6 protein-coding genes are annotated in these 12,714 nt (G+C 64.2%); all 6 read left to right on the top strand.

The features are described 5' to 3' along the window. Positions 1-4 precede the first annotated feature (4 nt). The 6 genes from ACQZ13_RS14710 to ACQZ13_RS14735 all read left to right on the top strand — a co-directional run bounded on the left by ACQZ13_RS14710 (position 5) and on the right by ACQZ13_RS14735 (position 12,703). A complete protein-coding gene (locus ACQZ13_RS14710) occupies positions 5-538 on the top strand; it encodes a hypothetical protein (protein ID WP_431045588.1) in 534 nt (177 codons plus the stop codon). After that, on the top strand, positions 535-1,485 hold the full coding sequence (gene sctT, locus ACQZ13_RS14715; RefSeq protein WP_431045590.1) for a type III secretion system export apparatus subunit SctT: 951 nt from the start codon (positions 535-537) through the stop codon (positions 1,483-1,485). Before ACQZ13_RS14710 ends, sctT begins: the two co-directional genes overlap by 4 nt. 73 nt (positions 1,486-1,558) lie before the next feature. Further along, positions 1,559-2,092 carry a hypothetical protein gene (locus ACQZ13_RS14720; RefSeq protein ID WP_431045592.1) on the top strand — a complete coding sequence of 178 codons (534 nt, stop codon included), beginning with the start codon at positions 1,559-1,561 and terminating at the stop codon, positions 2,090-2,092. A 2-nt stretch (positions 2,093-2,094) separates the two neighbouring features. Beyond that, the gene (locus ACQZ13_RS14725) at positions 2,095-2,304 is read left to right on the top strand and encodes an Imm1 family immunity protein (protein ID WP_431045594.1); all 210 of its coding nucleotides are present in this window, start codon (positions 2,095-2,097) and stop codon (positions 2,302-2,304) included. Continuing rightward, complete coding sequence (locus tag ACQZ13_RS14730) at positions 2,304-3,155, top strand: hypothetical protein (RefSeq protein WP_431045596.1); 852 nt, start codon at positions 2,304-2,306, stop codon at positions 3,153-3,155. Before ACQZ13_RS14725 ends, ACQZ13_RS14730 begins: the two co-directional genes overlap by 1 nt. Positions 3,156-3,457: 302 nt before the next feature. Further along, a complete protein-coding gene (locus ACQZ13_RS14735; RefSeq protein WP_431045598.1) occupies positions 3,458-12,703 on the top strand; it encodes an Ig-like domain-containing protein in 9,246 nt (3,081 codons plus the stop codon). Positions 12,704-12,714 lie beyond the last annotated feature (11 nt).

A 12,714-nucleotide genomic window follows, 5' to 3' on the forward strand; every position in this document is an offset into this window, starting at 1 on the left:
GCTGATGAAGGATCTGCGTTCGCTCAAGCTGCTGCTGTGGGCCAAGCGTCGTCGGCTCGAGCCGATGGAGCAGCAGGTCAAGGCCGAGAGCGCGCAGCGCGATGCGGCCGTGGGCGCGCATCAGGCCGCGGTGGCGCGGCATGAGGGCTGCGTCGCGGACGAGGAAGCCTGTGCGGCCAAGATCGAGGCGCTCGCGACCTCCGAATCCTTCAATCCTCAGGACGCGGTCACGCTGACCTATGTCCGCGAGGGCTTGCAGGACCTCGTCAGGCAAGCGGAGGAGGGCGTGCGGACAGCCGCCGCGCAGGTGGCGCAGGCCGAAGCCCGCGTGCTGGCCGCGAAGCAGGTCTTGCAGCGCGCGGAGCAGCAGATCGAGCAGTTGGAGGAGCGTCGCCGCAAGCGTCTGGTCGAGATCGACCAGGAGGCGGAGGACACGCAGGACGAAGAGAGCGAGGAGGCCGCGGTCGCGCGCCGCGTCGCACAGCGGCGCGCGACCGAAGCGGCGGCGCGGGCGCTGAGCGCGGAGGCGGGCGCATGAACGAGATGTTCAACACCTTCGCCGGGGTGATCGGCTTCGGCACGACGCTGCAGGACGGCGTGATGCTGCTGGCGGTGTGCCTGCTGCGCGTCTACGCGGTGTTCCTGGTGCTGCCGGCGACGACGGACCAGGTGCTGCAGGGGCCGATCCGCAACGGCGTGTGCATCTGCCTGGCGCTGTTCATCGCGTGGGGGCAGCCGGCGGGGCTGGTGCACGGCATGGACATGGTCCAGCTGGTGGCGACGATCGCCAAGGAGGCGCTGATCGGCGTGGTGCTCGGCTTCGCGGCCTCGACGGTGTTCTGGGTGGCGGAGGGCGTGGGGGTGCTGATCGACAACCAGGCCGGCTACAACAACGTCCAGCAGACCAACCCGCTCAGCGGCGAGCAGAGCACGCCGATCGGCAACCTGCTGTCGCAGCTGGCGATCAGCGGGTTCTACCTGCTGGGCGGGATGCTGATGCTCACGGGCATCCTGTTCGACTCCTTCCACTGGTGGCCGATCGGCAGCCTGTCGCCGGCGTGGTCGACCATCCTGGAGGACTTCGTGCGCGTGCAGACGGGGCACTACCTGGAGCTGATGATCAAGATCGCCGCGCCGGCGCTGCTGGTGCTGATGCTGATCGACCTGGGCTTCGGCATCCTGTCGAAGACGGCGGAGAAGCTGGAGCCCAACAACCTGGCGCAGCCGGTGAAGGGCGCGGTCGCGATCGCGCTGCTGTCGCTGCTGGTGGCGGTGTTCTTCGAGCAGGTGCGGCCGGCGCTGTCGATGCAGAACCTGTCGGCGGAGATGGCGAAGTGGGCGAGGGCGGCGGAGGTGGCGAAGCAGCTGCCGGAGGCGCCGAAGGCGGCTTCTGCCGCGGCTTCGACGACGGTGGATGCGCCAGCCGCGGCGGCGTCGGAGGGAGCGGCGACGCCGGCAGATTCTGTGAGGGCGCAGCCGGATTAACATCCGCGACATCGCGGGGATCGACGCAGTCGACAAGATCCGTCAGCGCAACGCTTGAGCGGGGATCTCACGAGTGCAATTGTCGAAGAGCGATCGGGTGTCGATGCGGACTGCTGCAGATGTCCTCGCGGCGCAGTTGAAAGGCAAGAGCCTCGAAGAGCTGCTGGAACTGGAGCATCGACTTCCCGCCGGGTCACTGGTGGACCTGATCGTCGGCGGCAACACGGTCGACAGCTTCAACGCCATCGTTAACCACATGCGCCGGTTGGTCGCCAGTGTGGTGGCGGCCAGGTCGACGCAGGACGGCGCCCATGCCGGTCGCGCTGATTCGCGCTCAGGTCGCTTCCTGGCCTTCAGTCCGTTCTTCTCCACCCAGGACGGCATCGCCGAGCGGGAATCGCAGGGGCTCTTCACAGTCACGAACGAGCCCGCGAAAGCGTTCTGGTTCGCGTTGTATGTCGACTCGGCGAGCGGCTCCGGGAACCCCTGGGAGCCCTCTCGGCTGGACGCCGTGGTGCTCGTGAGCTGGATCCCTGAAGAATGGCTGGCTGAAGTGGCTCATGCAGTCGGGGAGGCGGATGGGTCGTTATTCTGGGTGGAGGTCTGAGGGTGTGCAGTCCCGATGGCCAGTCTTGGAACCTTGTGGATGATTCGAAGGACCATGTCCACGAGGTTGTTCTTCTCAATGCAGGCGGTCAGGAAGGTGATTTCCCGCTTCGGCAAGTCATCGATCAATTGCAGACGTTGCAGGCGGCCCAAACGTTCCTCCGGACGGGCGAACTGGATGCATTTCTGAACTGGGAACAGCAGGAGGACTGATGAAGATTGCGGCGTTGGCCTTGATGCTCCCGTTGACGGCCGCGTTCGCAACGCCTGACCCCGTGCTGGCGTGTGGGCTGGGCGGCGAAGCTGAAAGGATCGCCTACGTGGACACCCTCAAGCTCTATCAGAAGGCAAGCCCGCTTACCGATGACGAAGAGACTGCGGTACTCCGTGGATTGCAGCGCGCGGTCCAGCACCGCTGCAGTCGCGCGGCCACCGTGCTTTTCTTCATCAAGCTCTCAGCGTTGAGCGACCCTCCTGGGGACGCAGCGGTAGAGGAGCTGCACGGGCTGATCCAGGAAGCAAACGCGTTGGATGAAGGCTGGCTCGAGGCGGGAAATCTCTATCTTCTCAAGTCGACTCGGTACTACGCGCCGGACACGGCGTTGGCCGCTCTGAAGCGAGCCGCGGACAAGGGCGACCTGAACGCGATGGAGCTGCTCATCCAGTGGTACGACGGCACCTTGGCCAGCGGCAAACCAGATCCTGAACAAGCGGAGTTCTGGCGCTCCGCCGCGCGGAAAGGCTTGAGAGGCGTTGATGTCCGCTCAGCAGGCCAGATCTGCGCTGAAGCATGGGCGGCCTATAGAAATGGTCTTGCCGCGCTCGATCGGAAAGATGTTCAGGCGGCCTCTCGAATTCTCGACCGAGGTCTTGAGATTTTGGGGGACGCCTACTTTCATGATGATCTGATCGACGATACAGGCATGAGTCTGGTTCTTGCTCAGTCCGAGGAGAAGCGGGGGAGGCTTGACGTTGCGGCGAATATAAAGAGCCGCGTACTGGGCTCACGGTTGGCTGCGTTTCGCGAAAAGAACGAATGCAGTGACAAACCGAAGGCCCAATAGCAGTCGTCCCTAAAGCCGTTCGACGCCCGCATGCAGATGGTTGAACCGTGCGCGTCCACAAACGAAGGCGCCAGCCGCAGTCGTGGTCGGTGGTTCGCTTTTTCCGATCCGGAGAGGTTGCCTTTTCGAATCATGGTTTGCCCCTCCTGAACTGCTGAACTGGTGGTCCTATGCTCCGCGCCTTTGCGGAGAACGCCCACTGTCGAGGCGCTCCCGCGACCACGGCATCGTGTCCCCCACCTGCCGGCAGGGAGGATTTCGGGATGCTTCGAGTCAGGGCGGCCGCTTGGTCGCGCGGTGTCATGGCCGCGCTGTGGAAAAGTCTCGTCGGCGCGGCGATGCTCGCCGGCGTGGTGGGTGAGGCACAGGCGGGCTGCTACAAGGACGGTCGCGAGACGATCTGCTCCTGGCCTTACGCGACCATCTCCGCGCCGGGAGGCGCCGTGGCACCGGCGGGGGGAAGCTTCCAGATCAAGGTACTCGGATCGGAAGACTCGCAGAACACGCTGCAGCTGATCTATCGCGTCGAACTCCACCGCAATGATGTCCCCATCGCCTTGCAGGAGTTCAGCCCGAACACGAAGCGGGCAGACGCGACCTTCACGCAGAGCGGTCTCGCGCCGGGCGTGTATACGTTCCGGGGCAAGGTCTACGACGCCGGTGGCCGGACGACCATGTCAGTGCCGATCCAGGTGCGGGTGAATGCGCCGCCCAGTGTCGGGATCGGTCCTCCCTTCAACGGCTCGGTCATCGCTCAATCGCCCGCCGACATTGCCGTATCAGGCACCGCTTCAGATGACGCCGGCATCCAGCGCATCGAGGTCTATGCCGACGGCAATCTTGCCGGAACGGCCTCGGCGTCTCCGTTCAGCGTGTTCATTCCCGGCGTGGGCGCGGGCGTTCATCGGTTCTTCGCGAGGGCCTACGATTCGGACGGCGCGTGGAGCGATTCGGCGACGACGACCATCCGAGTGAACGCTTCGCCCTCCGTTGCCATGAGCACGCCCGCGAACGGCAGCGTGATTGCGGGGCCGTCCGGCTCGGTCCGTCTAACCGCAACGGCTTCGGACAGTGATTCCGGCGGAATCGCCTGGGTTCAATACCTCACGACCTCCGGAAGCAACATCGGCAGTGCCTCTGCAGCGCCGTTCGAGTACGTCTGGTCAGGCGTCGCGCCCGGAACCTACGATGTCGTGGCCCGAGTGGTCGATGCCGACGGTGGCATGACGACATCGGGTGCGGTGCGTTTCCGTGTGAATGCGCTGCCCTCTGTCGCGCTGGCCTCTCCGGCGAACAACCAGGTGTTCGCGGGACCGACGGCATCAATCCCTCTCTCCGCAGGGGCGTCCGACGGCGACGGTAGCGTGCAGCGTGTCGAGTTCTATGCCAACGGCTCGCACATCGGCACCAGTACGTCCGCGCCATTCGCGATGACGTGGCCAGGTGTCGGTGCAGGGGGATACACGATCGTGGCGCGAGCCGTCGACAACGACGGGGGTGTTCGCGATTCCGCCGGCGTTTATGTGCGCGTCAATGCGCTGCCCTCTGCGTCCATGACAGGCCCGGCCAACGGCACGGTCTTGGCTGGCAGCAGCGTGCGCCTGACGGCGTCTGCATCGGACAGCGATACAGGCATCGCCCGAGTGGAGTTCTACTCCGGCGGAGCGCACATCGGTAGCGCCACCGCCGCTCCGTACGAGATGACCTGGAGCGGGCTGTCCGCGGGCACCTACTCGGTCATCGCCCGAGCGGTCGATCATGACGGCGGCATCGGCGATTCGTCGCCGATCTCCTTGCGGGTCAATGCGCTGCCGGCGGTGTCCATGGCGTCGCCGGCCAATGGCGCGGTGTTGGCAGGACCGACCACATCAGTCCGGCTCACAGCGGCGGCTTCCGACAGTGATTCGAGCGGCATTGGCCGGGTCGAGTACTACAGCACGGCAGGCCCCCACATCGGGACGGCCACCGCAGCGCCGTACGAGTTCATCTGGCCGGGTATCCCGTCTGGCACACACGGCGTCGTGGCGCGCGCGGTCGACACCGACGGCGGCGTGACGACATCGGCACCGACGGTATTCCGTGTCAACGCGCTGCCTACTGTCACCCTGGCTTCGCCTGCGAACAACCAGGTGTTTTCGGGGCCGACAGCGTCGATCGCGATTTCGGCCGGGGCGAGTGACGGCGACGGCAGCGTGCAGCGCGTCGAGTTCTACGCCAACGGCTCGCACATCGGCACCAGCACGTCCGCCCCGTTTGCAATGAGCTGGCCGGGCGTCGGAGCGGGCGGTTACACGATCATCGCGCGGGCCGTGGATAACGACGGCGGATATCGCGATTCCGTTGGTGTGTACGTGCGCGTCAATGCGTTGCCGACCGCGTCCATGACGGGACCCGCCAACGGGACGGTCGTGGCCGGCAGCAGCGTGCGCTTGACGGCGTCGGCTTCGGACAGCGATACGGGCATCGCGCGGGTGGAGTTCTATTCCGGCGGCGTGCCCATCGGCAGCGCCACCGCGGCTCCGTATGAGATGACCTGGGGCGGGCTGTCCGCAGGGACCTACGCGGTCATCGCCCGGGCTGTCGATCATGACGGGGGCATCGGCGACTCGTCAGCGATCTCCTTCCGCGTCAACGCCTTGCCGTCCGCAGCGCTGACGTCGCCTGCCAACAATCAGGTGTTCATCAGCGGTCCGGCGTCGGTGCCTCTGGCCGTCAACGTGGCCGATGCCGATGGCAGTGTCCAACGTGTGGAGTTCTACGCCAACGGCGCCCACGTCGGCACCAGCACCTCGGCACCGTTCGCGATGACATGGAGCGGTGTCGGCGCAGGGGCTTACACGATCGTGGCGAGAGCGGTGGACAACGATGGCGGGATCCGGGACTCCGCAAGCGTCTCCATCATCGTCAACGCCTCGCCGACGGTGAGCTTGACTGCTCCGGCCAGTGGCGCCGTGCTCGCGGACAACTCGTCGCCCTGGCGTCTGACGGCCACGGCCAGCGACCCGGATGGCAGCATTGCGCGCGTCGAGTTCCTGGTGGACGGTCAAGTGGCCGGCACGGCCACGTCTTCGCCCTTTGCGTGGGATTGGCCGACGCCGGCGCCGGGCGCGCATCGTCTGGCTGCTCGCGCGATCGACAACGTCGGCGGATCGACGACGTCCGGAGAAATCTCCGTGCGGGTCAACGCGCCGCCGAACGTGACGCTGACGTCTCCCACGGCTGGCGCGGTCCATCCGGGCCCCACGTCCACCATCACGCTGGCGGCCACTGCGACCGATGACTCCGGCATCCAGAAGGTGGAGTTCCTCTCAGGCGACAGCGTCATTGCGACGTTGACGGCCGCGCCGTACCAGTTCTCCTGGCCGGATCGCCCCGCAGGCGCCTATGTCCTGTCCGCGCGAGCGACGGACGGGGACGGGCGTCAGGCGACTTCCGCCGCGGTGGCGGTCGTCGTGACCCATACCGATCCCGTCGCGGTGACGATCGTTCCGCCGAACCTGGCGGGCGGCATCACGGGAACTGCGGCGGGACAGGCCTCGGTGTCCTCCAAGGGATCCGCGACCTACGAGCTGCCGATCGCTTTGCCTCCGGGCACTGCGGGACAGGTGCCGAGCGTGACGCTGCATTACGACAGCCAGGCCAAGGAAGGCCTCTCCGGCCTGGGCTGGGACGTCAGCGGACTCTCGCGCATCACGCGCTGCGCGGCGACCATTGCCACGGACGGCGAGCGCAACCGCGCTCGAATGGACAAGAACACGCGCTATTGCCTCGACGGCCAGCGCCTGATCGTGGTCAGCGGCGTGGAGGGCGCCAGCGCGACCTACCGCACCGAGATCGATCACTTCTCGCGGATCACGTCCTACGGCAGCGACGCCGAGCGTGGACCTGATTCGTGGAAGGTCGAACTGAAGTCCGGCGACATCCAGCACTTCGGAACGACGCCGGATTCGTTCGTCGACACGCCGGGATCCGCGGGCAAGGCGCTGTTCTGGGCGCTGAGCCGGGAAGAGGACCGACGCGGCAACTACATCGCCTACGACTACTTCAAGGACAGCGGGACTGGCGAGCATCTGCCGAAGGCGATCCGCTACACCGGCAACGGCACGGCGTTCGCACCATACGCGGCGTTGCGCTTCGAGTACGACAACGCGGCGCGTCCCGATCCGTCATTCGCGTATCTCGCGGGCGCTCGCACGGTCATCACGAAGCGACTCACGGGTCTGTCCACCTGGACGGGTATCGCGGGCGACGGCACGGGCGGCGCGCTGGCGCGTCGTTGGGCGATCGCGTATGAGACCAGCACGACGACGGGGCTCAGCCTCGTGCAGTCCGTCTCCGACTGCGGACCGGCCGAATGCCTGCCGGCCACCAGCTTCCAGTACTCGAAGCGCAGCGCGGCGGACAACACCTTCACCGGCGGCACGTGGGCAGGCGGACCGGAGGTCTTGTTCAAGAACCCCGCTCAACGGGGGCTGCCCAAGCTGCTGGAAGTGATGTCCATCGCCGATCTGAACGGCGACGGGAAGAGCGACTTGCTGCAGCACCTGGGCGGAACGTCCTGGCAGGTATGCCTGTCGACCGGCTCCGCATTCTCTTGCAGCACGTGGACGGGTCCAGACGCGCTCATGTCTCAGCTGGTCACGGGCGATTTCAATGGCGACGGTCGCACCGACCTGTTGAAGCCGTCGAGCGGCACGGCAGGATCCCTGCTGTGCCTGTCGACCGGAACCGGATTCAACTGCCAGCCCTCGACGAGATTCCCGGCTTCGCCCACGCCTGACGTGGCGCAGTTTGGCGTCACCAACAACTTCGTGGTGGCGGACGCGAACGGCGACGGACGGGACGACGTCGTCGTGCGAGGAACCGGTCCGTGCCTGTCGGATGGTACGAACTTCACCTGCACCTACACGGGTGGCGCGGGAGGGTTCTTCGATCCCTATGCATATCGCTACTTCGAGGCGCCGACTGAAGCCAGTTGCACGATCAGCCTCACGCGCTGGCGTCCTTTCATGGGCGATTTCAACGGCGACGGCAAGACGGATGCGCTGACTGCGACCGTCTACAACCCCAACTGCTCGCGCATGTGGGAAACGACGCCGGACAACAGCTTCCAGATGTGCAGCGCCAGCGGGGATGGATGCCGCACGGCGGTGGCCAACCTTGGCCTGGATACCGGCTTTGCGGGGCAGGGCGCGTCGATGACCGGCGACTTCAACGGCGATGGCATCACCGATTTCGCGCTCAGCGGGTTGAAGAATGCGACCGTGCTCAAGGTTTGCTACGGCAACGGCGCGGGCGGAACGGACTGCCGGGACTACACCAACGGCGCGACGCCCGATGAGCATGCCTTCTCCACGGTGGCGGACATCGACGGAGACGGGCGACCAGAGCTGTTGGGCATCGGCGCAAATGGCCGCCTGTGCCGTATCGCCGGCGGGCAACTGCGTTGCGAAAGCCGCGCGTTCACGCTGCAGCACACCACCACGGTGTATGGCGACTTCAACGGCGATGGCCGGATGGACATCGCGCAGTACAACCCGGACGCGAAGACCTGGGGCGTTTATCTGGCGGGTGCAGCACCTGTGCCGGATCTGATGACCTCGGTGACCAACGGCGTGGGGCAGACGTCGACGTTCGGCTATAGCGCGTTGAACGATGCCACCGTGCACGCGCAAGGGGGCGATCCTGGGTATCCGAAGCGCAACGTCCAGAGCGGTGCGCCTGTGGTCACCCGCCTCCAGGTGGGCAACGGCCAGGGCGGCTCCCACGTCACGACCTATCGCTATGAAGGCATGCGTGCCGAGTTGACCGGCCGAGGCTCCTTGGGCTTCGCGGCAACGGAGCGGACGGACACGCTGAAGGGGCTGAAGACGCGCAGCGTCTACAGCCAGGACTACCCGACCATCGGTCAAGTGACTGCGGAAACGATCACGCACACCAATGGTGTGGAGATGTCGTCGCGCAGCGTCGAGTGGGAGTCGATGGCCACCACCGCGGGGGGCGCTACGAAGCATGTGTTCCAGCGTTCGACCATGCAAGCGACCACGGACCTCAACGGCGCCGCGATGCTCGCGAACACGGTGAAGGTGCCAGACGGCGGCATCGATGCGTTTGGTAACGTGAAGTCGATAGTCCAGACGATGACGTCGGCGCTCGAACCTGGCGTGAGCTATGTGACGTCGACGACGCGCACCTTCGACACGCTGGAGGATCGGTGGCTGATCGGACAGATGCGGACGGAGGCGACAACGGCGACGGCGCCGGGAGCGGTGGCGGTGACCCGGACCACGGCGCGCGAGTACGACGCACTGGGCGGTGTCTGGCGCGAGACAGTGGAACCGGATGCGCCCGAACTGAGGGTGATCACTGAGTTGGGTCGACATCCGATTCATGGCGGCGTCACGTCCAAGACGATTACCTGGCGGGTTCCGGGAACGCCGACAGATCGATCCCTCGTCGTCGAGACGACGGAGTACGACGCCGTGGGACGTTTCCCTGAAGTCGCGACGAACGCCAAGGCGCACGTGGAGCGCCGCGTGTTTGACGCGGCGCACGGACAACCGTTGCTGCACACGGACGTCAATCAACAGCTGACGCAGTGGTCCTACGACGCTTGGGGGCGCAAGACGCGCGAGTCGCGACCCGATGGGACGGCAACGTCGTGGGCCTATCGCTCATGTGTGGCGGGCTGTCTGAACAACGCGATCTCGACCATCGTGACGCAGCAATGGACAGGCACGCAGCAGACGGCCACGCCTGTCGAGGAGCTCTTCGATGCGTTGAACCGCAAGGTCCTGACGCGGAGCTGGGGCTTCTCCGGAACCGAAGTGCTGACGGAGAACCGCTACGACACCAGCGGCTATCTGCAGTCCTTGAGCCGTCCGTACTACGCGGGCGCAGCGCCTGTGTGGACACATCGAGACCGCGATGCGATCGGACGCCTGAAGTCGCTTCGCGCGCCTGACGACGACGGTGTCGAGGCGACCACGACTTACGCGTACAACGGGTTGGAAATCAAGCAGACGGACGCAAAACAGCAAACGACCACGCGGGTGGCGAATGCGTTGGGCAAGGTCTCGCGCGTCGTCGATGCGCTGGGACGGACGACGCGTTACGGCTACGACGGCTTCGGCCACCTTCTGAAGGTGACCGACGCGAAGTCGAATGTGATCGACGTGACGGTCGACCGGCTGGGGCGCAAGACGGTGCTGCGCGATCCCGATCTGGGAACTTGGAACTACAAGGTCGATCCCTTGGGTCGAACCTATTCGCAGACGGATGCGAAGGGTCAGACAACGCTGTTCGAGTTCGACGACCTGAATCGCACCACGAGGCGCCTTGCGCCGGATCAGGACAGTCGCTGGGTCTTCGATACCGCGCTCAATGGCGTAGGGAAATTGGACGAGTCGTACAACTGGGCCAATAGTACGAAGGACGCGCGACACGTGTTCACGTACGACGCGAAAGGCCGACCGGAGAGTCAGACCTTCCAATTGGACGGGGACTACCAGGAGGTCTATCGCTATGACACCTTCGGTCGACCCGCCGGCACGGTCTACCGTCGTTCGGCGCGAGGCGGTACCGGTGGAGCGACCAACACCATCGGCCTGCACTACAACGAGTTGGGCTATGCAGCGAGCGTGAGCGTTGCCGGCGGTGGCTTGAACACCACGGTGTGGCAAGGGGTGGCGCGGAATGCGGAAGGAAACGACACGAAGGAGTTTCTTTCGGGAGGGCTGATCCAGCACACCGGATACTCGTCGTTCACGGGACGCCTGAGCAGTGTCATCACTGGCACGCCGACGCGACTGGGTGCGCCCAATGCGACGCATCAGAACGACGTCTACCTTTACGACACGATCGGAAATCTGCGGTATCGCGCGCAGATGACGGACTCGGGCTCACTGCTTCAGGAGAACTTCACCTACGACGCTCTCAACCGACTGGAGGATGTGACGCTCAACGGCGTCGTGAGCAGCACGCGATACGACGAGATCGGAAGTCTTTCGTCAAAGAGCAACGTCGGCACCTATAGCTATCCGGCTTCTGGTGCGGGAAGCGTGAGACCGCATGCTGTGACGAGCATCGCGGGGACCGTGGCCGGCATTCAGAACCCGACGTTCAGCTACGACGACAACGGCAACCTTGTTCAGGGACTGAATCGCGGCTACACGTGGATGGCCGGGGACGTTCCGCGGACCATCGATCGTCTGTCCGGAGGTGTATCGGTCGAGCGGACGTCGTTCGTCTACGGGCCTGACCAGGAGCGTCGCCTGCAGACGGTGCAGCCGATGTCGGGTGGTACGCCGGGTGCGGCGACCACGACGATCTACTACGCCGGTGCACAGGAAAGGCAGATCGAGGCGGCACAGAACGTCACGATCGTGAGAACCCAACTGCCGATGGGTCTGGGGTACATCGAGGAGCGCCTGCCTGGCACTTCGGCGGACCTTGCTGCGGCAGGGACACGTGTCGTGCGCATGCATCTGAAGGATCACCTGGGCTCGGTACTGGGCGTGGTGGACGGCAGCGGCAATGTCCTTCAGCGGATGAGCTACGACGCCTGGGGACGTCGCCGCCAGACCAACGGTGTTGACGACAACTGGGCCAGCCTCGGCACGATCGCCAACAACCAGGACAACAGCGGCTACACGGGGCACGAGCACCTGGATCAGTTGGGGCTGGTGCACATGAACGCGCGCCTGTATGACCCGATCTTGGGTAGGCATACCAGTGCCGATCCGACCGTACCGGATCCGCAGAACGGGCAGGGGCTCAATCGGTACAGTTATGTGCTGAACAATGCGCTGGCGTTTACGGATCCGACAGGGCTAAGCCCGACTAGCGGGAACTCAAAATTGTGGGACCGCCCACCTTCTATTTCAAGGACGATTGAGTGTCATTTTCGCAGGACCTGTGAGGAGAATATGTACTCCTCGTCGAGCGAAACTTCCGAAGGAAGCGCAGAACAATCCCAGCCTCACTTCTTCGGTGTTTTGGGCGCGCCACCACGACTTGCATTGCGCAAATATGCCTTGGAATGCCTTGTTGTTCGGAATGATTGTCAGGATGCAATTCGCCTTGATTACTCTATTAGGGCACAAGAACAGGCTATTGGAAATTTTGATAAAGAAATTATAGAAAATATAGCAATACCTCTCAAGGCAATGTCTTTCGCTGCGATTGTGCTTCGCATAGAGCGGACTGCTGTGAAGGATCTGGGGAAATATAGCGTTGGGCAATACAATGAGTTGGCAGGGGTCGTTAAAGGTCTAGATGCACATCATGTTGGGCAAAAAGCACTTTTGGGGAAACTAATTCCTGGCTATGATCCGCTGACAGCGCCTGCAATTTTAGTTCCTAAGATTGGTCACACTCTTCGAGGGCCAAATGGCATTCTGTCTCGCAGCGTCGAAGGCTTGACAACGCCTCGGGATGTACTCGCTCGTGATATCAGGGAGCTGAGGCGGGTCTATCAAGATGTCCCAAATTCGTCGCTTCAAAAATTGATCAAAATGAATAAAGAAGCGTATCCTGGATCCTTTTGATTGGAGTGAAT

The sequence above is a fragment of the Roseateles sp. L2-2 genome (assembly GCF_050613215.1).
Lineage (GTDB): Bacteria > Pseudomonadota > Gammaproteobacteria > Burkholderiales > Burkholderiaceae_C > Roseateles > Roseateles noduli.

Bases quoted from the DNA above. Each gene is read 5' to 3' on its own strand.
- ACQZ13_RS14710 (WP_431045588.1), top strand. From the start codon at position 5: ATGAAGGATCTGCGTTCGCTCAAGCTGCTGCTGTGGGCCAAGCGTCGT.
- ACQZ13_RS14730 (WP_431045596.1), top strand. From the start codon at position 2,304: ATGAAGATTGCGGCGTTGGCCTTGATGCTCCCGTTGACGGCCGCGTTC.
- ACQZ13_RS14735 (WP_431045598.1), top strand. From the start codon at position 3,458: ATGGCCGCGCTGTGGAAAAGTCTCGTCGGCGCGGCGATGCTCGCCGGC.
- sctT (WP_431045590.1), top strand. From the start codon at position 535: ATGAACGAGATGTTCAACACCTTCGCCGGGGTGATCGGCTTCGGCACG.